Origin of the sequence: Selenomonas sp. AE3005, assembly GCF_000686945.1 — a bacterium.
Classification (GTDB): domain Bacteria; phylum Bacillota; class Negativicutes; order Selenomonadales; family Selenomonadaceae; genus Selenomonas_A.
Genome location: NZ_JMME01000007.1, coordinates 19,460 through 44,332 on the forward strand (window position 1 = coordinate 19,460; position 24,873 = coordinate 44,332).

General features: G+C 51.4%; 20 protein-coding genes. 4 read left to right on the forward strand and 16 right to left on the reverse strand.

Features of this window, described 5'->3' with window-relative positions; translation table 11 throughout:
- Nucleotides 1-20 precede the first annotated feature (20 nt).
- Genes DL94_RS0106245 through DL94_RS0106255 form a run of 3 tightly spaced genes read right to left on the reverse strand, consistent with a single transcriptional unit; the run spans nucleotide 21 to nucleotide 3,779 of the window.
- On the reverse strand, nucleotides 21-1,643 hold the full coding sequence (locus DL94_RS0106245) for an ABC-F family ATP-binding cassette domain-containing protein (protein ID WP_028129428.1): 1,623 nt from the start codon (nucleotides 1,641-1,643) through the stop codon (nucleotides 21-23).
- Between the two features lie 31 nt (nucleotides 1,644-1,674).
- Nucleotides 1,675-2,457: a glucosaminidase domain-containing protein gene (locus DL94_RS0106250; protein WP_231464583.1), complete on the reverse strand. Its 783-nt coding sequence runs from the start codon at nucleotides 2,455-2,457 to the stop codon at nucleotides 1,675-1,677.
- A gap of 56 nt (nucleotides 2,458-2,513) precedes the next feature.
- Complete coding sequence (locus tag DL94_RS0106255; protein ID WP_028129430.1) at nucleotides 2,514-3,779, reverse strand: hypothetical protein; 1,266 nt, start codon at nucleotides 3,777-3,779, stop codon at nucleotides 2,514-2,516.
- A gap of 148 nt (nucleotides 3,780-3,927) precedes the next feature.
- Between DL94_RS0106255 and DL94_RS0106260 the strand changes: the two genes are divergently transcribed.
- From DL94_RS0106260 to DL94_RS0106270, 3 genes are all read left to right on the forward strand, one after another.
- Nucleotides 3,928-4,632, forward strand: a complete 705-nt coding sequence (locus tag DL94_RS0106260; RefSeq protein ID WP_037371450.1) for a TVP38/TMEM64 family protein — start codon at nucleotides 3,928-3,930, stop codon at nucleotides 4,630-4,632.
- Nucleotides 4,633-4,645: 13 nt separating this feature from the next.
- Nucleotides 4,646-5,893: a purple acid phosphatase family protein gene (locus DL94_RS14380; protein WP_037371452.1), complete on the forward strand. Its 1,248-nt coding sequence runs from the start codon at nucleotides 4,646-4,648 to the stop codon at nucleotides 5,891-5,893.
- 258 nt (nucleotides 5,894-6,151) lie between these two features.
- The gene (locus DL94_RS0106270; RefSeq protein WP_028129432.1) at nucleotides 6,152-7,387 is read left to right on the forward strand and encodes an LL-diaminopimelate aminotransferase; all 1,236 of its coding nucleotides are present in this window, start codon (nucleotides 6,152-6,154) and stop codon (nucleotides 7,385-7,387) included.
- Between the two features lie 37 nt (nucleotides 7,388-7,424).
- Here DL94_RS0106270 and DL94_RS0106275 read toward each other — a convergent pair whose 3' ends face one another.
- The gene (locus tag DL94_RS0106275; RefSeq protein WP_028129433.1) at nucleotides 7,425-8,732 is read right to left on the reverse strand and encodes a glutathionylspermidine synthase family protein; all 1,308 of its coding nucleotides are present in this window, start codon (nucleotides 8,730-8,732) and stop codon (nucleotides 7,425-7,427) included.
- Between the two features lie 22 nt (nucleotides 8,733-8,754).
- A complete protein-coding gene (locus tag DL94_RS14385; protein WP_051586347.1) occupies nucleotides 8,755-9,288 on the reverse strand; it encodes a hypothetical protein in 534 nt (177 codons plus the stop codon).
- Nucleotides 9,289-9,468: 180 nt separating this feature from the next.
- On the opposite strand from DL94_RS14385, the gene DL94_RS0106285 reads away from it, so the two are divergent.
- Nucleotides 9,469-10,572 (forward strand): hypothetical protein, encoded by a 1,104-nt coding sequence (locus tag DL94_RS0106285; protein ID WP_028129434.1) that lies wholly within the window; start codon nucleotides 9,469-9,471, stop codon nucleotides 10,570-10,572.
- 119 nt (nucleotides 10,573-10,691) lie between these two features.
- On the opposite strand, the gene DL94_RS0106290 is transcribed toward DL94_RS0106285, so the two are convergent.
- The 11 genes from DL94_RS0106290 to DL94_RS0106340 form a co-directional block, all read right to left on the reverse strand.
- On the reverse strand, nucleotides 10,692-11,618 hold the full coding sequence (locus DL94_RS0106290) for an alpha/beta hydrolase (protein ID WP_051586348.1): 927 nt from the start codon (nucleotides 11,616-11,618) through the stop codon (nucleotides 10,692-10,694).
- A 21-nt stretch (nucleotides 11,619-11,639) separates the two neighbouring features.
- A complete protein-coding gene (locus DL94_RS0106295) occupies nucleotides 11,640-12,605 on the reverse strand; it encodes a tRNA modification radical SAM protein MnmL/YtqA (RefSeq protein WP_028129436.1) in 966 nt (321 codons plus the stop codon).
- A 43-nt stretch (nucleotides 12,606-12,648) separates the two neighbouring features.
- Complete coding sequence (locus DL94_RS0106300; RefSeq protein WP_028129437.1) at nucleotides 12,649-14,460, reverse strand: B12-binding domain-containing radical SAM protein; 1,812 nt, start codon at nucleotides 14,458-14,460, stop codon at nucleotides 12,649-12,651.
- Between the two features lie 57 nt (nucleotides 14,461-14,517).
- Nucleotides 14,518-15,966 (reverse strand): beta-Ala-His dipeptidase, encoded by a 1,449-nt coding sequence (pepD, locus tag DL94_RS0106305; protein WP_028129438.1) that lies wholly within the window; start codon nucleotides 15,964-15,966, stop codon nucleotides 14,518-14,520.
- Nucleotides 15,967-16,064: 98 nt separating this feature from the next.
- A complete protein-coding gene (locus tag DL94_RS0106310; RefSeq protein WP_028129439.1) occupies nucleotides 16,065-16,628 on the reverse strand; it encodes a cell division protein SepF in 564 nt (187 codons plus the stop codon).
- A 194-nt stretch (nucleotides 16,629-16,822) separates the two neighbouring features.
- Complete coding sequence (locus DL94_RS0106315) at nucleotides 16,823-18,118, reverse strand: histidine-type phosphatase (RefSeq protein WP_028129440.1); 1,296 nt, start codon at nucleotides 18,116-18,118, stop codon at nucleotides 16,823-16,825.
- A 111-nt stretch (nucleotides 18,119-18,229) separates the two neighbouring features.
- A complete protein-coding gene (locus tag DL94_RS0106320) occupies nucleotides 18,230-18,976 on the reverse strand; it encodes a response regulator transcription factor (RefSeq protein WP_028129441.1) in 747 nt (248 codons plus the stop codon).
- A gap of 4 nt (nucleotides 18,977-18,980) precedes the next feature.
- A complete protein-coding gene (locus tag DL94_RS0106325) occupies nucleotides 18,981-20,513 on the reverse strand; it encodes a sensor histidine kinase (protein WP_028129442.1) in 1,533 nt (510 codons plus the stop codon).
- The gene (locus DL94_RS0106330; protein WP_197020718.1) at nucleotides 20,513-21,433 is read right to left on the reverse strand and encodes an extracellular solute-binding protein; all 921 of its coding nucleotides are present in this window, start codon (nucleotides 21,431-21,433) and stop codon (nucleotides 20,513-20,515) included. Before DL94_RS0106330 ends, DL94_RS0106325 begins: the two co-directional genes overlap by 1 nt.
- Nucleotides 21,434-21,733: 300 nt before the next feature.
- Nucleotides 21,734-22,879: a mannitol-1-phosphate 5-dehydrogenase gene (locus DL94_RS0106335; protein ID WP_028129444.1), complete on the reverse strand. Its 1,146-nt coding sequence runs from the start codon at nucleotides 22,877-22,879 to the stop codon at nucleotides 21,734-21,736.
- A 93-nt stretch (nucleotides 22,880-22,972) separates the two neighbouring features.
- The gene (locus DL94_RS0106340; protein ID WP_028129445.1) at nucleotides 22,973-24,871 is read right to left on the reverse strand and encodes a PTS mannitol transporter subunit IICBA; all 1,899 of its coding nucleotides are present in this window, start codon (nucleotides 24,869-24,871) and stop codon (nucleotides 22,973-22,975) included.
- Nucleotides 24,872-24,873: the final 2 nt, after the last annotated feature.

A 24,873-nucleotide genomic window follows, 5' to 3' on the forward strand; every position in this document is an offset into this window, starting at 1 on the left:
AAAATATCAGATTAACGGTCTTATTTCTTGCTGTATTTTTCCGCCAGCTGCTGCTTGACAGTTTCGTTAGCCAGGAAGTCATCGTAAGTCGTTACACGGTCCACGACACCGTCCGGCGTAATGTCGATAATGCGGTTGGCGATAGTCTGGACAAACTCATGGTCATGGGACACGAAAAGTGCCGTGCCGCCGAAGGCAATGAGGCCGTTATTGAGTGCCGTGATGGATTCCAGGTCCAGATGGTTGGTGGGTTCGTCCATCAGGAGGACGTTGGCCCCGGAGAGCATCATCTTGGACAACATGCAGCGCACGCGTTCACCACCGGAGAGCACGGAGGCCTTTTTAAGGCTTTCCTCGCCGGAGAACAGCATGCGGCCTAAGAAACCACGCACAAAGGTTTCGTCCGGGTCCTTGGAATACTGGCGGAGCCAGTCCACAAGCGACAGGGATACACCGTCAAAATAAGCGGAGTTATCGGCCGGCAGATAGGCCTGCGTAGTCGTTACGCCCCACTTGAAAGTACCTTCGTCCGGTTCTTCCTCGCCCATGAGAATCTTAAACAGCATGGTTTTACCAATGCTGTTGGGGCCGACAAAGGCCACCTTATCACCGCGTTTCAGCGTGAAACTAACATTCTTCAGCACCTGCTCGCCATCGACGGTCTTGGAAATGCCGTCCACCTGCAGGAGCTGGTCACCAGCCTCACGGTCCGGCGTAAAGGCAATGTAAGGATAACGGCGCGAAGACGGCTTGATATCCTCCACCTTGATTTTATCGAGCAGCTTTTTACGGCTGGTAGCCTGCTTGGATTTAGCGGCATTAGCGGCAAAACGCGCGATAAAGTTCTGCAGTTCCTTGATTTTTTCCTCGGCTTTCTTATTCTGCTCCTTCTGCAGCTGCAGAGCCAGCTGGCTGGACTGATACCAGAAGTCATAGTTGCCGGCATAGAGCTGAATGGCGCCGAAGTCCACATCACAGATATAAGTGCAGACCTGGTTGAGGAAATGACGGTCATGGGATACGACGATTACCGTGTTTTCAAAACCAGCCAGGAAGTCCTCGAGCCAGTTGATGGACTCCACGTCCAAATGGTTGGTCGGCTCGTCCAGCAGCAGAATGTCCGGGTTGCCAAAGAGAGCCTGTGCCAGCAGGACACGGACTTTTTCCTTGGCCGTAAGGTCTGCCATCTTCATGGTGTGCTCTTCTTCCGGAATGCCCAGGCCATTGAGCAGGCGGGCGGCCTCAGACTCAGCGTCCCAGCCGTTGAGTTCCGCAAATTCAGCCTCGAGCTCTGACGCCTTCATGCCATCTTCCTCGGAAAAATCCGGCTTGGCATAGAGAGCATCTTTTTCGTCCATAATCTCTACCAGGCGCTTATGTCCCATGATGACCGTACGCAGTACCTCATAATCATCATAGGCATAATGGTCCTGCTGCAGAACTGCCAGACGCTCGCCCGGGGTAATTTCAATATTGCCCCCGGTGGGTTCAATTTCCCCGGACAACAGTTTCAAAAAGGTCGACTTGCCGGCACCATTAGCGCCGATAATGCCATAACAGTTGCCCGGCGTAAACTTCAGGTTTACGTCCTTATACAGGACACGCTTACCAAACTGCAGACTTACATTGTTTGTAGTAATCATAGATTAAATAAAATCCTCTCTTTATATAAAATTACTTAGATAACATTTCCCGGAACATGCTCATAATGCTCTGGCCATACGTATAGCCTGGCACAGCCCAGCGGCCATTTAAATCCTGCCAGCTGGAAAGCGTCCGCGCCCCATAGGTGCTGCGCACCAGCGCATAACGGGGGTCAACCACCGGTTCCGACGGGCGGCGGGTAGATACATACGCCAGCAAATGCTGAATCTGCGCTCTTACGCCCATCTGCGGACTGGAAAAATACGCCCCTTTAACATCTGCACTGGTAGTCCCCAGGCCACAATAATTGTTCTGGTCAGGTGTCACCGTGCCGCCATAACGGAAAAAGCCCGTTTCCTTCAAAGCCTGCGCAAAAGCCACATCCGGACGAATCCCCTCACGGGCGCCCTCTTCGTAGTAATAGGCCACCAGTTCTTTCGGAGACACAGCGATATTCGGGCTGGGGTTGACGCTCAGCAGATATCTGACGCACTGCTCCTGACTGGCCAGTGCCGTCCCTATAATCGAATCATCAAAGGCTGACACCGTAGTCGGTACCTTGACATTCTCAATCTTTTTTTCCTCAACCGGCGGATGCAGAATAGCATCAATGCGAGACTCCAGACTCTTCTGCGCAGTACCGCGCTCCACCACCTTGGTGCTGCTGCCGATTTTCAGCCGCTGACTGTTATCCACTTTTGTTTCCAACTCAGGACTGGTTCCCAAATGACGGGCCTCTGCCCCGGGAACACCGGCAATACAGCTGACCAAAAGACCAGCCGCCATAACTTTCGCACAACACTTAAACAACACGAAATGAACACTCCTTGCACTTACACACCATTAACTTACAACTTTATCCCACACATTCAAATGAACATGCTATAAGCAAAATAAAAAGCAAATAAGGCTCCCCCTGCCACCATGCAACGGGAAATATCTCTTGCCCTGCCGGCAAAAACCATGAAGATAATATATCCCCAGGCTGCGGCACCTAAGGCCGTGGCAAAATTATGCGCCAGCGGCAGCAGCAAAGTCATGACCGTAATGCTCATCAGCTCCGCCCGGCGCGTATTCTCATCAGCCGCCAGGGGAATCTCCCTGCTCAGACGCAGAATGAGCAAAAAACCACTGCCCACCAAAACGGGCACCGTCATTGCCGGAAAATCAGCCCAGGCGGCCGCCAGCGGTTCCATAAACAAAGCCAATAGCAGAACGGCTGCTGCGCCGCCGGTAACATACCTGCCGGCTGCGCCATGTGAGGCTGCGCTTGTCGGGGCTACGGCCAGCGGCGTTGTTCCCAGCAACGCTCCGATAAGCCCCAAAGCACTTAACGTGCCTGCGCCCTGGCACTGCTGCTGCCGGCCGGCCGCCGGGGCAAATGCCATAATGCTGCTGGCATTGATAGTCCCCAGGCACACGGGCAGGCACAGGCTGGTCAGCCCAAACAGCCATAACTCTTTATCTGTACCGGCAGCTCCTGTAAGCTGCCCCACGGACGTATCAAGCCCCTCCGGCAGAAAAAACGGCGCTGCCGGTATCACCCAAAAACCTTCGAGCAAGGTGGCCGCCAACGTAAAGGCCATGCCGTAAAACAGCGCCAACCTGCACCGGCAGGCCGCCAGTGCCAGGGTGAGGATAATCCCCACCAGGCTCCAATAAGCCAAGGGGTCATAAAAGCCCCCAACCATGGTTACGCTCCAGGGCGAAGTGACGATAATCCGTCCCAGATTAAGCCCCTGCACAATCAGATACACGGCCACTGCCAGGCATATCCCCCAGCATAAAGCCGGCGGAAAAAAATTCTGCCGGTGCCTTGACGCCCACAGCCAAAATCCTGTTCCGAGCACGGAGCCGGCAGCACTTATGCCTAAAATCTGCTGCCACCCCAGACCGTTGCTGATAGCAATAATAAATACCAGATAAGCGGTAACCGCCACCGAAGGCATAACCACCAGGGACAAGCCCTGACGGCTGAGCAGCAAGGTTCCCAGCAGGGACATAATAGCACCTGCCGTATAGGCAGCGGCAAAATTTGCCCCGGCCCAGGAAAGCATCGTAGCTGTTACCACCAATGCCCCCACAGCAGTTAAGGCCATTGCCGCACCTGTGAAAATATCCTTTGCCACACCCATTAACGGTTCACCCTTCACATAGTATATCGATTCTATTTTACCACAGGAAATAAAAAATTGACAGTTTCTCACAGTCTTTTTCATAAATTATGCCATTTTACATGGTATAATAAAAATCATTAAAAACCATGTTCAAGGAGGAATTGCTTTGCCTGCTATCAAGTCTTTGCGGACGGTGAAACTCGGAGCCCTGGCGGCCATCGTCCTGCTCTTTGTCATAATACATCTGATAAATCCGGCCTTTCTGCCTCATATCTGTGGCCTGCTGGCCCGGGGGGATATTCAGGAAACAGCTGGTTATATTGCAAGTTTTGGTTCGGGGGCAATTATTTTCAGCTTTCTGCTGACACTCTTTGTCAACGCTTTAGGTTTCCCACCGGCAATTATCTTCTCTACTGCCAACACCTTGATATTCGGCATCTTCTGGGGGATTGTCCTCTCCGTCGTTGCAGAAACCATCGGTGTGGCCTTCAGCTTTATCCTGTTGCGTTTCTTTTTCCGCGACGCCGCAGAAAAAATCATCAGCCGCAACAAAACCTTATCCAATCTGGACAGGTACAGTGGCAGCCGCGGCTTTGTAGTTATGCTGATTGCCCGCATGGTGCCATACATTCCCTCCGTGCTGCTCAATGCTATCGGTGCCTTGTCCGCTATGAAATTCCGCGACTATGTCATCGCCTCCCTGGTGGGCAAATTCCCCTCTACGGGCATAGAGGCCATTATCGGCCACGACGCCATCACCCATCAGGAGGACCCGACACGCATGATTGTCGTTATTATTCTCGCTGTTATCCTCATTGCCGGTGCCTGGCTCTATGAACGCCACGAACAACGAAAACTGGCAGAAAAATAGGACGTGATTCGTTATGGTACTTTCCCGCCGCAAATTTCTTACACTTGTCAGCCAGACAGCAGTTATGCTGGGGCTCAGCAGTCTGTTCCCCAAACTGGCCGCAGCCGGCACGCCGCCCATCGAGGCCCTGCGCCAGCTGATAACCAGCGACCCCCGGACTTCCCGGACCATTATGTGGCAAAGCAGGGTGCCGCTGGAGGACTGCCAGCTGCAATATCGTGACAGTCAGGGCACACTGCAGCACAAGCCGGCTATCATCAACAGCCTGCAGGAGGACCGGGTAACTAATTACTACTACACCGTCTATCTGAAAGACCTCACTCCCGGCACCACCTACAGCTACCGTATCTGGCAGGGCAACGACGTGTCCGGCTGGCAGGAATTTACCACACCGCCGGCAGACATAAACGAATTCAGCGCCCTGATTTTCTGCGACTCCCAATGCGGGCGCACCTATGCAAGCTGGGGCGATAACTTCCGCACCGTTTGGCAGCGCCATCCGGAGGCACAGTTCTTTGCCATCAACGGCGATATAGTCGACAACGGTCAACAGGAATGGCACTGGCATAATTTCTTCGCCGCTGTCGAAGGCGACCTGCCGGCGCACCTCTTTGTGCCGGTGATGGGCAACCATGAGTGCTATAGCCTAATCTGGCGTCCCTGCCGCCCACGCCGCTATGAACTAAGCTACAATCTGCCGCCCAACGGCAATCCGGCGCTGCAGAATTATTACTACTCCTACGATTACGGCCCTGTCCACTTTATCGTTCTCAACACGCAAATGCTGGAACTGGCCGGCATTTTCCCTGACCTGCTCGTCCAGCAAAAGGCCTGGCTGCGTCAGGACGTAAAACAGCACCGTAATAAATGGCAGGTCGTCCTCATGCATAAAGATATCCTGGCCTATGACGAATTTCAGGTAAACAGCAAAACGCTGATGGGTATCAGTGATGTGGGCTATGCCTTTATGCCGCTCTTTGAAGAACTGGGCATTGACCTGGTGCTCACCGGCCACATGCACACCTATCGCAACCGCGGCCATATATTTAAATATGCGCCAGCCTCCCAGGGACCGGTATACCTGATGAGCGGCCCCATCGGCAACCAGCAGTACAAGGTTCCGGAAGATAAACGCTTTGACAAGTCAGCTATCTATCAGCCGACACCGCCTAATTACCTCCTGCTCGAGGCCAGTCAGGAGCGGCTCACCGTCACCTGTCTTACGGCAGCTGGCGACCTCGTAGAAAAAATTGAAATATAACGAGGCAAGAAAATGTCCCCCACCTCAGCAGGTGGGGGCACGAATACCAAAACAGGCGGCGAGCATATCTCCCCCCTCGTTGCGAAGCGAAGCTAGTCCTTTAGGGAAACGCCAAGAGGAAGTTTTGCCTATGGCAAAACTGGAACAACGGCGTTATAAGCAAAAAAATTTAGCGCATTACTATTGCAATATTACATAGTAATGCGCTATACTATATCCCAAAGTTATATTGAGAATTGTTCTACTGGAGGTATCAACATGGCCACAATCAATGACAATTATCTGAAACTCCCCGGCAGTTATCTGTTCGCGGAAATCGCGCGCCGGGTAGCAGCTTTTAAAGAGGCACATCCCGAGGCTGACATCATACGCCTGGGTATCGGTGACGTAACCCAGCCCCTGCCAGCCGCCTGTATTGAGGCCATGCACAAAGCCGTCGATGAACTGTCCCGGCAGGAAACCTTCCGCGGTTACGGTCCGGAGCAGGGCTACAGCTTTTTGATTGAGGCCATCATTGAACATAATTATCGTCAGCGCGGCATCGATATCGCCAGCGACGAAATCTTTGTCAGCGACGGCTCCAAGAGCGACTGCGGCAACATTCAGGAAATCTTCGGCACGGACAACCGGGTTGCCATCACTGACCCTGTTTATCCCGTGTACCTCGATACCAATGTTATGGCCGGCCGCACCGGCACTATCGGCGAGGACGGCCATTTCCAGGGAGTGACCTACCTGCCCTGCGACGCCAGCAATAATTTTGCCCCGGCCCTGCCGCAGGAAAAGGTCGATATGATTTATCTCTGCTGCCCCAACAATCCCACCGGCACCACCCTTTCCCGGGCTGAGCTGAAAAAATGGGTGGATTACGCACGTGAAAACGAGGCCGTTATCCTCTTTGACGCCGCCTATGCTGCCTACATCACCGAAGATGATGTTCCCCGTTCCATTTACGAAATCGAGGGTGCTAAGGACGTGGCCATTGAGTTCCGTTCCTTCTCCAAGACCGCCGGCTTTACCGGCACGCGCTGCGGCTACACCGTCATTCCGAAATCTGTCAAAGGCAAGGCTGCTGACGGCTCACTGGTCGAGTTTAATAAACTTTGGAACCGCCGCCACACTACCAAATTCAACGGCACGGCCTATATCGTACAGCGCGGTGCAGCTGCCATCTACACGGCAGAAGGCCAGCAGCAGGTCAAGGAAACCATCGCCTATTACATGGAAAATGCCCGCATCATCCGTGAAGGACTGCAGGCTGCCGGCATTACGGCTTACGGCGGTGTCAACGCGCCCTATATCTGGCTCCAAACGCCTGACAATATGCCGTCCTGGGATTTCTTCGACAAACTGCTGACAGAAGTCAACATTGTGGGCACTCCGGGTGCCGGCTTTGGCCCCTGCGGCGAAGGCTACTTCCGTCTCACTGCCTTTGGCGACCGGGAAAATACCCTCCGCGCTGTGGAGCGCATAAAAAACAAGCTGCACATTTAAGGCAGCCTGTATTTTGCTGACTAATAATCCGCCGTTATTACTTCAGCCCCAGAGGCAGCCAGTAAGCCTCTGTCCCGGCAATCTGGTCAGGAGAAAATCTGGCATACAAGGCACTGGGATTTTTGCCCAGCATAAAACAGCTCAAAGTCTTATAACCTGTCATCGTACCGCTGTCAGTTGCAGCGGTACATTTTTTTTGCTCCACAAACAACTGATACATGGAATCCCGGCTGTCGCGGCGCACAATGTCCTCGCTGTCCACATCTTTGGTCATTCTTACGCCCTGCTTATCTATAACCTCAATCCCGGCGCCTTCACGCCCCCATATCGGTTTCTTTATCCAACTCGAGCCCGTCTGCAAATACGCCGGGGAAAAATCACGGGCAAAGTAAGATGGCAGCATATAGCGCTTGATAATGGACGATTCCACATCAGTAAACACACGCTGTCCGCCCTGATTATTGTTATTAAGCGCCCATACCAGCGCCTGGAAGGCCTTGGACTGCATGATAATCGCCTCCGGCGGATTAAACATCATAAAGCGCCCGTTAAGATAGCCCTCCATAAAATCCTGCCCCAATGTATCACCATCGGGCGTCCGTTCCTCAATCAGTATTTCCAGCGGGTGCAGGCGGTAAATGGCATTGGCTGTGCGGCCATCCGGCAGGAGGATACTGCCGTCATTTCTCACCGCCAGGTCATAGAAGGACGTAAAACAGATAGCGTCATCGGCCTCAACCGCCAGCGTGTTCTTCTTCATGGCCCGCATTAAAAACTGCGTAGTGGCCATGTCTTCCTGGTAGTCATGGAAACAAGCAAATAAAAAGGGGTGCTTGCGGTGAAAGCGCCCTGTGCTGATACTTACCCCCGGCTCCGAGGCCAGGAAAATTTCATTGAGCCAGCTGCAAAGTTTATCATACTCCCCGTAGTTGGGGTCTTCCACGCCAAAATGCGTACAGGCCACCATATTGCCGTAATATGCCTCAACCACAGCACAAGGAGTATCGGCATTTATTTCCACCATGTGCAGCTCGCCGGCCTCATCCTGCACATAGTCAAACCGGGACAGCCAGCTGGCCAGCCGCATAACATTTTCCTGCTGCAGGTAGGGAATGAGCTGGGGAGGTATTTCCAAATCCACCAGAAACTGTTCGCCACAATGCTGGCAGACCTGCACCGCCCGTTGAAAAGCGCCAAACAATACACCGCTGACATAACGCAGCTCGTCAGCCTGTTCCTTGCTTATCAGGTCTATGTTCCTGGTTGGATATTTATCGTCATAACCTTCGTATTCGACAAACGGAAAAATTTCCCGATTAAGTAAATCGCGCCAATCATCACTCATATAACTCACCGCTTTCCCTTTATTAAGAGGCCGAACTGCGGGCGCCGGCGGAACCAAACCCGCTCTTGGCCCCCGTGGAAGATTTGGCCGTGGACTTGCCGGAGCTGTTGGAAACATGCGTACTGCTGCGATAATTCCCCGAGGAATGCGACAATTTATCCTTTTCCCGCTCCGGCAGCGGTTTTACCGGTGTTGACGAGGTATAACGCTGTGTCCGGGAATTGTAATAGCCGCCACCGCCGCTGAGACCATGAAAAGCATAGTAGCCAGCCGCCAGTCCGGCCAGCAGTCCGGCAGTGCCGGCAATATACTTCAGGCTGCCGTCCTCCTCACGCCGGAAGGTGACATAACTGCCATCCTCATAAGTTGCTGTTTCCGTCCCATCCTCATTTTCCGTCAGCGTGTATTCAGCGCCTTTTTCATCTTTAAACACATGATTCTGGCTGACTTCCTGCCCCTCGCCAATCTCCTCACCGAACATCCAGGCCGAAAAAGCCGCCGTTGTCGCTATGGCTGTAAATACTGCCAATATTTTGGTTGTTTGCGAACTTAACAAAAGCCATCCTCCCCCTTTTTACCTCTTATATTCACTATGATAGGTTATCCCCCATACCTTGTCAATTTTATGACGTATTTCTAATTATCCTTTAATTACAATGTAATACGGCTCTAATTGTATTTAATCTTTACTAATGTTATGATATTTTCTGTAAATACTTGAAGGAGATGATAATTCTTGGAAGAACAGACTGTAAATCGCATGAACAAAAAGCTGATTGCCTGCATTGTAGCTATTATCTTAATTATCTGCGGCGTTGGCGGCTACTTTTACTACAAACGCACGCCAACCTACTCCCTGCAGCTGATTCAGCAGTCAGTCAAAGACCACAACTGGGAAAAATTCAGCCAGCATGTTGATACCAAAGGCCTGGCCGATTCGGCTTTCGACGATATCATCGATATCGCTTTGGAAGAGGATAAAAACCACCGCTTTGCTAACGAGAAGAACAAGGCCTTTGTCACCGGAATGGCGCAGCTGATAAAACCGGTAGTAACCGGTGTTTTGGAAAATGCCATCAAGGAATATGTCGAAACCGGCACGGTCAAAAACAAATTCAGCAGTAAAAAAGATGATGACAATAAAAGCACTGGCAAAAGCAGCCAAAGCACCAGCAAAGCCAACGGCGACAACCCGGCCAACGAAATCATCGGCAAAACCCGTGTTGATGATTTGAAATTCACCGGCGTTAAGGATACCACCACCGACGGCTCTGTATCCACGGTGACTATCGGCCTGCATGACGAGGCTGAAAACACGGATTACGAGTTAAAACTGCGCATGGTACAGCGTGATGACGGCACCTGGAAACTCACCAAGGTGGATAACCTTAAGGAATTCTTCCAGGCCCTCAAGGAAATCGAAAAGAAAAAACTGGCTGAGCTGAACAGGGATTTACAGGCTCAGCTGGACGAAAGCCTGTCCTTGGGTGAATTAAAAGCCACTGTAGAACCTGCCTCCGGCAAAAGCACGCTCAACAAACTGACAGTAAGAGTGCCTGCTACTTTCAACAGCAGCAATGGCATTCAGTCCGCTCAGGTCAAATTGACCATCACCGCCCCTGACGGCGAAACCAAAGACTATACCTTCCGTCACAACCTGAGCAATCAAAAAACCGGCACCAGGGATTTACTGCTCAACAAAAAACTAACTTCTACTCCCTTTGAAAAGGCTTTAAGCCAAAGCCGGGGCAGTGGTTACACCTACAGCGTCAACGTTATAGCGATAAAGTACGCTGACGGCACAACGGTTGAACTGTTAAAAAAACTGCCTAAAAAATAATTGTCTTGCGAATATCAAACAAGCATATAAGATAACACTTACCAAATAGAGCCACGCATAAGCTGGATACCTGACCTGACTTATGCGTGGCTCTATATATTTCTATTGGTATCTAGGAATCAACAAGCCTCCAAAAAATTGAATATCGCCTGCCAATAATCCTTGGGGGCAGCTTTCATGGCATCACCATGACCTGCGCCCTCTACGATAAATTTGGCTTTGGGCGCACGGCAGGCATTGTATAACTCCTCCATCATTGCCGGCGGTATCAGCTTATCCGCCGTCCCATGGATAAACATTACAGGGGCTTTTATGTTGGGCATGACTTTAAGTGGCGCGGCCGCCGACACTCTGGCACCTGTTTTTATACCGCTGACCACATCTACACAGGGCATGATGGGATACTCCGGCAAGCCAAAGATAACGCCCAGCTGTCTGGTAAACATCTCATAGGCGCTGGTATAACCACAATCCTCTATGACCGCTTTCAGGCCCGGCACATCATAACAGCCTGCCGCCAGCATTACCGTGGCCGCTCCCATCGACACTCCGTGCAGCACGATTTCTGCCTCCGGGTCGCGTTCTTTGATTTTAGCAGCCCATAAAGCAACTTCCGCGCTTTCTTTTACCCCCATGGTAATGTACTGCCCTTCACTTTCCCCGGACGCACAAAGGTCCGGCGTCAGCACCTTATAACCTTTTTCCAGATAAGCCTCCGCATAATCTCCGGCATAATGCTGGTCCCGGCCATAACCATGCACGAGTATTGCCCATTGGTGACCACCAGTGGCCGGTATATAATATGTGGCTGCCAAATGTCTGCCATCAGGCGCGTCCGCACTCCATTTCTCTACTGGTGCCGCCGGCATTGCAGGTATTTTCCTGCTCTTATCCTGAATGTTGACACAGGCAGCAGGCGGTGCCAAAGGGTCAGTATCGTTACCACGTTTCAGCGCAAAATTTACAAAATAAGCACCTGCCGCATAGCCAGCCGCCAAAATGACCGCTATAAATATGACCAGAATTGTTCTGCAGTGTCTTTTCAAACCACTCCCCTGCCTCTCGTTTTATTTCCCGATAAATTTGCGCACGGCCTTGCCGTTTAAGTAGTCACACAACCGCCCCTGATAGCGTCCCTCCTGCGCCATAACATTGATGATATGGTCGCGGATTTTCCACCAGCCCGTCTGCCAGTTGGAAAAAAGCGTGTTTTCTGCCGGGGCCCGGCCGATAATCCGCTGCAAAACAATATCCGGCGAGAGATGTTCCAAAAATTTAATAACCCGGTCCTCGTATTCCGGCAGGGAAATCATTTTTATCCTGCCAGCCTCATAGTCACGGGCCATCGCCGTCCCCTTGACTATATACAGGGCATGCAGTTTAACCTGGTCTACCCCTAAGGCGGATAAAATCTTGGCGTCCTCAATAACATCCAGCTCGTCATCCCAGGGCAGGTTCAGAATAAGATGGACACAGGACTGCAGGCCGTATCTCTTGATACGCAGGATAGCGTCAATCAGTTCCGCCAGCGTATGGCCGCGATTGATAGCCGTCAGGGTATGGACATTGGTACTCTGCAGCCCCAGCTCCACGCATATATCAATACCGTATTTATCAGCTTGTGCCTTTATAGCCGCCAAATGCTCATCACTTACACAATCCGGCCGGGTAGCGATATACACCGCCACCACATCATCAGGAGCCCCGGCCTCTGCCACCCAGGCCGCCAGCTGTTCCGGCGTCGTATAGGTGTTGCTGAAATTTTGCAGGTAAGGAATAAATTTCTTCGCCTTGTACTTGGGCACGATATGCGCCTTATTGGCAGCCATCTGCTCGGTAATAGTCATCGACGCCGGCAGGTTCTCATACCCCGTGCCAATCTCCCCACAAAAAGTACAGCCAGCCCCGCCATTCCCACAGGTACCGTCCCGATTCGGGCAAGTCACAGGCAGTGCTATCGGCAGCTTATAAACCTTCTCGCCGTAACGGTCTTTCAGGTAATCAGAAAATGCTTTATATATTGTCTGTTCCATTTATAGCCTTTCAAATATCTTATATACTATCTTATATACTTTCTTATATATTTTCTTGTGCAGCAGCGCCAATCTCCAGCTCAATCCGCTGGCAAACCGGTGTTTCTGCGGTATAGTCAAACAGCAGTGCCGTCTGTTGACTGGTCAGGTGCTGACCTGTCAAGTTTTGACCTGTCAACAGCATGTTATAATCAAACACCTCTATATGGTATTTCTTATTCACATCACGCCAGTTGGTGAATTCGTAAGCTGGCAGGTAGGTGCGCACGCGGCTCGGAGCGCCTTTCCAAAAGTCAGCGGTAATATCTTGATACTGCAGGCGGTTCCAATTAAGGTTCTCGGGGCGGATTTTGCCGCCATCGGAGAGCAGGGCGTCATAGCGCAGCAGATTATCGAGCAGGTCAGCTGACAGGCCATACTTTCCTGCAGCAAAATCACGCAGATAGCCGTAAAGATTTTTCGTACTATGACCGATTTTGTGAAAGCCCTGTGCCTCCCACCAGTTAGTGAAGTTCTGCCAGAACGCAAAGGCATCGCCCTGCTCACATTCCTTGATGATATAGTTTGCAGTCTGCCGGCAGCGCCCGGCATTGTAATATAGTTCAAAGACCTGTTCAAAGCTGTGGAACCAGCGTATTTCCCCATAGCTTAAGGCATCATTTTGCAGTACTTCATAGGGCGCCATGGGCATATACTGATAGTGATAAGCAGCCACCATTTCCATCATCGCCGCCCCTTTAAGGAATTTCAAAAAGCCCAGCTGCAGCATATCCGTCTGCAAAGCATAGACATCATTAAAGGACTTATGGAAGGATTCCAGTCCCTCGCCCGGCAGGCCAATAATCAGATCCACATGCAGGTGCATATTTTGAAAGCCCATAATCTTTTGGATATGGTCGGCAATATCCTGCCAGTGGTTGACGCGGGACACGGCCTTCAGCGTCGCCGGATTAGTGGACTGAATGCCGATTTCCAGCTGAACACGCCCCTTGGGCAGCTGCGTGAGCACCTGCATGACTTCCTCGTCCAGATAGTCAATAGCCACTTCAAAATGAAAGTTGGTGCGGCAGGCAGCAGGCAATTTCAGCAGGTACTGCAAAATGGGCAGAAAATGCGACTTCTTGGCATTAAACGTGCGGTCAACGAATTTCACCTGCCGCACGTCATGGGTGACAAAGAAATCCAATTCCTTAAACACCCGCTCTAATGGCAAAAAGCGCACGCCGGCCGTGGCACACGACAGGCAATAAGCACAGGAGAAAGGACAGCCACGGCTGGTTTCGTAGTAGAGAATCCGTTCCTTAATATCCGCCATTTCCGCCGCCCGGTAGGCAAAGGGCACCTTGCCCGCAAAATCTGCTACCGTTACTGCCTGCCCTTCGCTGATTTGACCGGTCAGGCTGCGCCAGGCAATACCGGGAATAGCTGACATGTCAAGCTGACCGTTGACTTTTGACTTGTCAAAACCGGCCGCCTGCAACTTGTTTATCAGCTGCGGCAGCGCCTCCTCCCCTTCCCCCCGGCAGACATAGTCCACCATGGGAAATTCCTGCATGAATTCAGTCACGCCATAGGAAACCTCCGGCCCACCACAGATAATGATGGTATCCGGCAAGGCCGCCAGCAGAAGTTTCAGCAGGCTCTTAACGAGTTCGATATTCCAGATATAACAGGAAATCCCCAGCACCTTGGGCTTAGCACTGTAGATTTCCCCGAGCATAGCGAGCAGCTGATGATTGATGGTCAGCTCCATGATTTCCGAACCTGGCACCGCCTCGCGCAGATAACGGACCGACAGCGAGGTATGCGAGTATTTGGCATTAAGCGCCAGCCAAATAATTTTATTACAATCCATGTATTGACTCCTTAAAAAATAAGCCTTCCCCAAAAGGGGAAGACCTATTATTTTCTGTTACATTTTGGCAATCTCGTGCAAGGTTTCCACAATCAAATCCACCTGCGGTTTTACCGTTTCGAGCAGCAGGCGTTCCTTCGGGCTATGGATATCCATGGTCGTTACGCCGATGGACACCATATCAAGCTGCGGATTCTTGCGGAAATGCCAGCCGCATTCAAGGCCGGCATGGATGGTTTCGACCTTCATAGCCTTGCCGTTCTGTTTCTTGAAGGTATCCGCCATGATTTTGGCCAGCTTGCTGTCCTTGTTTTCCTTCCAGCCCGGGGACTGCGTGCCGATATGGGCCGTAAAGCCCGTGAGCGCGCCCCATTCTGCAGCCATAAAGCGGAATTCGTCGAGTTTCTGGTCGACAGCGGAACGCGGGAAGTACTGCACCTTTACTTCCGTATCCGTCGTTTCCACAACGCCGAGGTTGGCAGAAGTTTCCACAAGTCCCGGAATCACCGTGGACATAGCAAACACACCCGTATGCAGAATCGTCAGCAGGCGAATGAGTCTGGTCATATCCCCGGCATTCATAACCTGTTCCGGTGCGGCCACACTACTCAGGACAAACTGCGCCTGCGGGTCAACACTGCCATACATCTTATTAAAGCGGTCGAGCTGGTCATTCAGCACTTTTTCAATAGCAGCCTTATCCAAGTCCGTCACGATGGTCATACGCGCATCATCGGGAATGGCATTGCGGGCCTTGCCGCCGTTAAACGCAGCCAGCTCCACTGTCCCCTCTGCGGCAAGGGCCGCCAGCGTCATCGCCAAAGTGCGGATAGCATTGCCCCGGCCATCGCCAATGCGCTCGCCGGAATGGCCGCCCAGAAGGCCTTTTATCTCAATCTGCCAGGCCGCCGTCCTTTCCGGCTGCACCCATTTGATTTCGCGAGAGAAGTCGAGGTTGACACTGCCGGCACTGCCCACGGTGAGTTCATCGTAGTTTTCCGAGTCGCAGTTAATCAGGAACTTGGCGTCCTGCAAATGTTTGGCGTCGAGGTTAATGGCCCCGGTCATGCCCTGTTCTTCGTCTACAGTTACAATCATGCGCAGGGGGCCGTGGTCTTTGGCATTTTTCAAAATGTAGATGGCCTCAGCCACACCAATGCCATCGTCAGCCCCCAGGCTCGTACCGTCAGCGCGCAGGAATTTTTCATCGCGCACGAGTTTAATCGGGTCATGGAGCGGGTCAAACTTCACGCCATCTGCCGCCACACAAACCATGTCCATGTGTCCCTGCAGAATGGTCAGCGGTGCGTTTTCCAGCCCCGGGCAGGCCGGCTTATCAGCTACGATATTATAATGTTCGTCCTGCACTACCGCAAAACCTGAATCTGTCAGGTATTGTTTCAGAAAGTTGCTGACGGCCTCTTCATGACCGGACTTTCTGGGAATAGCTGCCAGCTTGGCAAACTCGTCTAAAACGCCATCCAGTATTTCCTGCTTGTTTTCCACGGTAACATCTCCATTTAATAACTACAAAAAATAAAGACCAGACAATCCCCCAAGAGACTGCCTGGTCTACGCTTAACAAAATAATCTACGGGCAGCAATCAATCCGTAAGAGCTAAGGTCATGGCCTCAGAAACATCCACGCCTGCCGGCACATAAAGCATAATCTTATTGGATACGCGCCGTGCTGAGCCATCTAACACATAGCAAACGCCATTGACGAAATCACAGATTCTTCTCTGCTCTGCAGATTCAATCTGTTCATAATTCACCACACAGGCCTTGCCAGCTTTCAAGTCATCAGCAATGGCAGTAACCTGTTCAAAATTACGCGGTGCAAAAATCTGCATTTTCAGCTGCGGCATTTTCGTAGTATGCACCTTCAGCTGGGGCTGCTGTTTCTTGGCGTGAGTTTTCTCACGACGGAAACCTTCGCTGCTGCCATAGCTGGGACGTGCCACATGTACCGACTCGCCATTGGAAACCTTGTACTCCGCAGTTGTGCTGGCAGCTGTACGTGTTCTGTTTACAGCCCGGCTCTGTTTCTTCGTTTCTGCTGCTTTTTCCTCAATTTCGTCTTCATACTCCATGAAATCATCGTTTATCGGCATGATAATGTCAGCCAATCCCATGAAGGAACCTTTAATTTTCGAAAATGCCCCCATCGTCAATCGTCCTTCCAGTAGTATACAATCCTATGACAAATGTTTCTTACGGTCAATATAAATCCCATTTAACTGAGTCTATGATATCATAGTTCAATACAAAATGCAAAACTCCTGCTTAAATTTTTTTCTTGTTCCAAAAAAAATAGCAACTATTTGGCCGGCAAGAAAACCAGCCAAATAGTTGCGGCAAATCAGGCGGCCTTAGCTGCCGTTTTATCCTGGGGCAGTTCGTCATAGGCCTTGATAGCCTTGGCAAACCGCGCCTGTAAATCTTCAAGCTTATAAAGACCATCTTTGTTGGCCTTAAGCCCCTTCAATTTTATGGGATAAACCACCGGAGGATTTTCCAAATCCAGCATTTCTCTGTCACGGAGCTGTTTGGTGCTCTGGTAGACGATATTCAGGCTCGCATATTGCTGGCCATCTTTACCTGCCCACTTTTCCACCACCAGTTTGGAACCAATCGGCGTTTTTTTCTCAATGCTCTGCGGCAGAGAATAGGGCTCATTTTCCAGCGCTGCCAGCACGCTGGCAATATTGGAGTCATGACCGCAGAGGAAGGTGAACTTGCGGCCCGGCTGGGAAAGTTCTTCATTCATAACCTTAAGAAGCGGATGGGCCACGTTCACAGCTACTGAGGGAGCAGTAAAGAGAACATCACCGTAGATATCCTTAACGCTGGCCAAAGTTTCCCATTCCGTCTGCGTGAGTTTGTGGCCAAAGCCGGCTTTCACCGGGTCCTTTTCCTCATAGTACTGCAGAATCAAGGCATCACTGGCAGAATTGGCCTGCTTTAAAGAGCCCTTCATAGCCGGTTCCTTATTTACTTCCAGTAAAATCTGCAAATCATCGGCCCTGAATTTGGTCATGCCTTCTTTAGCGGCCGGTGAGGCCTTTAAATCTAGCACCTTTTCGAGCAGGCGGTACTGTTTGTCCATATGCGCGCCAATGCCCTGCAAACCTTCCTTGCCGCCCATAGCTGCAATTTCCTGCATTGCCTGCGCCCGGAAGGCCTCACTGACCATCGTCAGCTGCGGATTAAACACGGGGTCCATCTTGCTGGGGGCAAAACGGTGTTCAATCCTCACATTGGCCACAGGCAGCATACCGCTGGAAAAATACTGGGCCGTGGCAATAGTTCTCTGCATAGAATTAGCATAGAACCTTACTGCTCCAGCCTCCGGCTGATAATTTTCCGGCATCAGACCATGTGCTACGGCGTACTTGCGGAAATACTGGCCCATCATGGTTTCCAGCTCCCCACCGCGCAACGATAGTTCGCTGGGTGCTGAGGTCCACCTGAACCAGACATGCGGTGTTAGCTTACCAAGCGCCGAACCATTCCCCGACAGCGGTGAGCGGATATTATGACGGCTGAGAATCACCATTTCCTGCAGCTGGTAATCACCGGATAAAGGCGCTGCACAGGCCAGAGACGCCAACATAACCAGCAAAGCACTGCAGAGCAGCAACATTCGCTTAAACATAAATCGTCCTCCTTATATAACAAACATTACATCATTAAGTACGATTTTATTCTAGCACCCTGTCCCTGCCAAAACAATCCAGAATAGTATACAATCATCCGCAATTTTGAACTAACTGATACTATCCTGCATAACAGCACGTGGTGTTTTCCCCAAGTAGCGTTTAAACAGCTGGCAGAAATTCTTGTAATCGCTAAACCCTGCCTGCTCTGCCACTTCATACATACGCCAAGTACCGGCCTGCAATAACCGCACGGCCTGCTGCAAACGATACATCGTAAGCAAAGTACCGAAAGTATTTCCGGTATCCTCTTTCAATTTACGGGATATGTAGCTCAGAGATACGCCCTGCTGCTCAGCCACCTGTTCCAGGCTCAGATGCTGCTGATAGTTATTCACAATAGCCTGCCAGGCCGCCAGTACATAGGGATTCTTACTCTGACTGGCCTTAGCTAATTCCTGCGCAAAAGGTCTGTCGTCCGCAGTGACTGCCGCACTGCCAATTTTTTGCAGGACTTTACTGATTTCTTCTTCCTCCACAGGCTTTAGCAAATAATCAACAGCTTGCAGCCGCAAGGCCTCACGTACATAACTGAAATCGGCGTAACTGGTCAGTAAGACCACCGGAGTCATATTGCCCTCCTGCCGCAAGGTACGCAGCATAGTCAGGCCGTCCATACGCTGCATCTTTATATCCGTCAACACCACATCCGGGGCCATTTCCCTGATTAACGGCAGTGCCTCATCCCCATCAGCCGCATCACCTATCACCTCCGCCCCCATATCCTCCCAGTTCAGCGTTTCAACCAGGCCTCGGCGAATAATTTCTTCATCTTCAACGATAAATACCCGTAACATTTCACTACTCCTCTTCCATACCATGCGCAGGCAGACGCAGGCGGACACAAGTTCCCTGCAGCCGTGGAATAATCTGCACACCACTGCCCGCACCATATAGCAATTGTATCCGCCGATGAATATTAAATAGTCCCGTATGCTCTGTCAGATTTTCTGCCGTTTGCAGCATTTGCTGCCAACGTGTCAGGGCCTCTGGCGTAAAACCAGCACCACTATCAATTATATCAACCTGCAAAACTTCTGCCGCCCTGCTTATCAACAGACTGATATTTATCTTTCCTTGTTTATCTGCACCATATTTAATCGCGTTTTCCAGCACCGGCTGCATGAGCAGTTTCGGAATCTCACAGTCCAGGGCCGCCTCTGCCACCTGTTCCTCATAGAGCAGGCGCTGGCCAAAGCGGTACTGCTGAATCTCCATATACCGATGAACGTATTCCAAATCATCACCCAGCCGCACCTTCACCAACGAGTTATTGATACTGTAACGCAGCAATGCTGACAAGTCCTTAATCATGCGCACGGCCGCCTGGGGATTAAGTTTTACCATAAACTTGATGTTTTCCAAGGTATTAAAGAGAAAATGCGGATTAAACTGCGACTCCAGCTGCCGTACCTCCGCAGCCGCCGTCAGTTTTTCCACCGTCTGTGCCCGCAGGCGGCTTTCCCGCTGCACACTCCCCAAAATCACCAGCACCAGCACGGCAAAGAGCAAAACAATCAGCAGACTGCCCAGGAGATAACGTATCAACAGACTGCGCACCGGATTTATGGCCAGTATCCGCACCCCCTGTGGCAAAACGCTCTGCGTTACATAGTAAATCTCGGGCTGAACTTCCACGAGGTTCCCGTTAGTCGCCGCCAGCTGCGCTGCCAGCTTGCCTTGGCCATCAAGAGGCACATTGCCAATAGCCGCCACCTTGTTATAGCGTTCATCAGTAACTACCAGCTCTATATCCAAGTTTTGACCTTTCTCCCAAAGTGCGTCGCCAGGCAGTGTCAACAACACATAGCCCTGTAAAACGCCCTGTTGCCATACGGCCTGACCAAAGACGAAATCCTGCCGGTCAGCGCTCTGCCGTAAGAATTCGCCCCGCACCTGCGTGTCCTCCTGCAAACGGCGCATAATCCCCCACTCTGGGTCATCAAGGCCTGCCGGCAGCTGACTTTTGCTGCCCAATACCAAATGACCGGCCTTATCAATAATATAAAAATTCCAAAGGTATTTTCCTTTATTCACCGTACGGTACAAAAAATCATATAGCGCCGCTTTCTCTCCCCCGGCTGACAGTTCATCACTATGCCAGTCACCCTGCTGTTGCAGCCGGCCGTTCAGCAACACCAGCAGCTGTTGATTTTCTGTATGCAGCGCCGTCATCTTTTCCGTCAGCTGCTGGCGGGCCGTCGCATTGCGCTCCACCACATAGTGATTCCAGCTGTAACCAATAAGCAGCAGGCTGAGCACGGAGATTAACAGCGCAGGCAGCAAGGCGTACTTTAGCAAGGCCTGCCGCAATTCATATTGAAAATTATACATCAATTACCGCCCTCACTTAACGCATAGCAGCGCCGAAATCTTTGCAGCAGTTCTTCACGCGATTCAGTGTGCCGCGCCCCCCAGTCCTGCTGTGGTACAGCAAACATAAATCCCCGTTCATCCAGTGGCAGCACATCAAGGCGCACACTGCGGCGGTGCAGATGGCTGGCAATATACTTCTGTGCCTCCCGGCTGACTGCAAACTCCACAAAAGTCTGCGCCGCCGTTAAGTTCTTCGTTTGCCTGACAATATACACCCCATCCGGCTCGCTCATAACACCATCAGTCATGTAAACAATTTTCACAGGCCCGCCTTTGGCGGCTTCCTGCATAGCAGCCTCTTCAAAAGTGCAGCCGACAACAAACTGCCCTTTAGTCACACCTTCATAAACAGCTGCCGAACTGTCCAGCAATTTACCATCCAGATTTTGACAAAACGACTGCACATACTGCCAGCCCTGTTCCCGGTCAGCCTGCCCCATAACAGCCAGCATATTCAGCAAGTGTTCATAGGCAGAGGAAGAACCGGCCGGGTCCGCAAAAGCAATTTTTCCCTGCAAGCGTGGACTAAGCAAATCCGCATAACCGTGAATTTCCATATCTCCCAGGAGATTCGTATTCACCAGCAATACGCTGGGAACATTAGTAAATCTGGTCATAAAGCCCTCGTTATTGCGAAACCAGGGCTGCAGCATTTCCTCCTGCGTTGAGGTATACGGAACAAACAACTCGCTTTTTTCCGCCACCGTGGAAATTGCACCGCCCCATAAAATATCAGCCTTGCTAGGTTCTTCCTTGGCCAACCGTGCCAGCAACTCTCCTGTACTGCCATGCACCACCTGCACCGCAATGCCCGTCTGCCGTTCAAATTCATCCACCAACGGCTGTACAAAACTTTGCGGATGCGAACTGTATATCACTAATGCTGTCTGCTCATTCTCCGCACGCTGTCCGCTGCAGCCCGCAAACAACAAGGCACAAATAAAAAAATATATAAGTCCCCTTATCTTCATCAGCAATCACCCACACCTATCCTATCACAAAAAAACTGCCAACGGCTATACTTGTTGCCCTCGAGTTCAAAATTCAGGATAATTTGCCGATTTTCCTACCTGCGCAGGCCCCACAACTCATTTTCGCTGCCAGTAAAATAACACAAAACAGCCGGATTGACCTGTCAAAAAATGACCAGTCAATCCGGCTCGTATTATACAATTCTCTTAGAACCCTGCTGTCTTATTCTCTACCATGCGGAAGAGTTCGGATTCTTCGGGGATTTGGGTGTAGCTTAATATTGCCTTATGCAGGCCTTTTTCCTGTATTGCGCCCTGTACTTCCTGGGCCTCTTTATCGCCATCGTAGTCGAAGTGGAAAGCCGCGCCGATTACGGTCGCGAGCGCCGAGGGTTTCTGGCCCTGGGCCAAAAGCTGGGTAGCGGGGCTTACGAGGCGGTCTTTGGCACCGAGTTTGCGTTTGGGACCGCGAGCTACTCTTGTCACTTCGTCGCTAAGGTGCGGATTTCTAAAGCGTTTTTCGGTGGTCTTAACGTACTCTTCATGCTTTTGGGGGTCAAAACCAAACTTGCGCACGAGCAAGTCACCGGTTTCCTGCCAGACTTTGCGCGCCATATCCACAATGCTCTTATCCTGCATGGCGCTGTAGATATCCTTTATGCCTTTGCGGTAAGCCAGGTAAGCAATGGAGGCATGGCCGGTGTTTACGGTAAAGAGTTTGCGCTCGATATAGGCCTCGAGATTTTCCACCCAGGTCAAGCCTGCAATCTGCGGCGGTTCACCTTTGGCCTGCGTCACATTGGCGTCCCATTCGGCGTATGGTTCGACCTGCACGAGCAGGGGGTCATCATTTTTCTGCAGGGGGACGATTCTATCCACAGCGGCGTCGGGGAAACCGACATACTTAGCTACGTCTGCTTTGGCCTCTTCCGGCAGGTTTTCTTCGACAAAACCTTTGAGCACCGTCGAGCCGCCCACCATATTTTCACAGGCGATGACATTTAAAGGCTGCTGATTCGTCTTTACACGTTCCGCCAGACCTGCCGCCAGATTCGGCGCAATGAATTTCAGGATATTGGGGCCGATAGCCGTCGTGATGATATCAGCCTCACAGATGGCCTTCGTGAGTTCTTCGGGATGGGCGGCGCTGTTGATGGCGCGCACATGTTCCACATGAATGATTTCGGGCTTATCCCCGACAATTTTGATATCATAAGCACGGCGCTCATTGATTAAATCCACGAGTTCCGCATTGACGTCCACGAACGTCACTTCATAGCCGGAACGCACGAGCAGCTCCCCGATAAAACCTCTGCCGATATTACCTGCACCGAAATGGATTGCTTTTTTCATTTTCATTACCTCCAACATTTATCAATAAAAATAGTCCCTTTTCCGCAGGGTATACGCCTGCGCGGAAAAGGGACATGTAATATTCAGATTTGATTAGTTTGCCAGTGCAAAACGTTCATAGAGCACGTTGGCATCTTTGGTGTTGTAGAGTTTTTCAAGTTCTTCATCACTGCATTCGTCCATCGTAGCGGCGATGTTGGCGAGAATGGACAGATGGTCATTGTCCTTGCCGGCAATGCCCACGAGGATATGGGCGGTATCGTTGCCGAACTTAATGCCCTCCGGATACTGGAGCACCACGATACCGGACTGACGGATGGTATCCTTGACAGCAGCCTCACCATGCGGAATGGCAATGCCTTTGCCCACATAAGTGCTGATATCTTCTTCGCGTTTGAGCATGCCTTCGATATAACCTTCGTCCACAAAGCCTGCTTTAACCAGAGCCTTGCCGGCGGCGGTGATGGCCTCTTCCTTGCTTACGCTTTTAAGCCCCAGCTGGATATTATTGAGGTCCAAAACGTGTTTTTCCTTGGAACCGGTCTGGCCGGCAGCCATAACGCCGTCCATTTTATTTTCGGAAAGACGGGCGATAATCTGCTCATACACATCGTTCTGCGTGAAGTTGCGGACAAGGATATGTTCAGCCTGCGGCGAATCTTCAATAGCACGCTGTGCCAGTTTTTCATGGGTGACAACAATCTGTGCCTCTTTGGGGATATTGCCGATAGCGGCGTTGGTTACGGAAATATTTGTGTAACCGGCGCTGCGCAGTTTCTTGCGCAGGCTGGCGGCACCGAGGGCACTGGAGCCCATGCCGGCATCGCAGGCATAAACGATGTTCTTAAGTTCGCTGCCGCTGATACGTACAGCACTTACAGCCAGCTGGCCGCGCTGTTTGCGTTCCTGCATGGCAGCTTTGGCCTCTTCCAGGGATTCGCCGCTTTCTTCATTAGCGGAAACCTTAATGAATACCGAGGCTACAGCACAGGAAACTACTGTAGCGACAAGGAAATCTGCCATGTTGGCGATAAAGGCACCTTTCGGTGTCATGGCCAGAACGGCGATAATGGAACCCGGAGAGGACGGAGCGATAAGGCCGCCACCCAGGAGCTGCAGCGTTGCTACGCCAGCCATACCGCCAGCGATTACAGCGATAAGCAGTACAGGTTTCATGAGGACATAGGGGAAGTAAATTTCATGGATACCACCGAGCAGGTGAATAATCATGGCACCGGGAGTGGAATCTTTAGCCATGCCTTTGCCGAAGAACCAGTAAGCCAGGAGCACGCCCAGGCCGGGGCCGGGATTTGCCTCGAGCAGGAAGAACATGGACTTGCCAAATTCTTCAGCCTGCTGAATGCCCAGCGGCGACAGTACGCCGTGATTGATGGCATTATTGAGGAAGAGTATCTTAGCCGGTTCAATGATAATGGACGCCAGCGGCAGGAGGCCTGCGGCCACAATGCCTTCCACGCCGGAGCGCAGCACGCCATTAGCAGCCAGCACCACAGGGCCGACACCGACAAAGGCAAGCACAGCCAGGACACCGCCCAAGATACCGGCGGAGAAGTTATTGACGAGCATTTCAAAGCCCGTGGGAATCTTGTCCTCGATGGCTGTATCAAATTTCTTCATCAGATAACCAGCCAGCGGGCCCATAATCATGGCGCCCAGGAACATGGGAATGTCGGCACCAGCGATAACACCGGCCGTGGCAATCGTACCAACCACACCGCCGCGGTGGCTGTAAACAGCCGCACCGCCGCTATAACCGAGGAGCAGGGGAATGAGCCATTTGCTCATCGGCCCGCCCACCTGAGCTAAGTATTCATTAGGCAGCCAGCCCGTGGGAATAAAGAGTGCCGTCAAAAAGCCCCAGGCGATAAAAGCACCGATATTCGGCAAAACCATACCGGATAAGAACCGGCCAAATTTCTGCATGGCCTCTTGAAAGTTGAAGCCTCTTGCAGAAGCTGTCGCTGTACTCATGG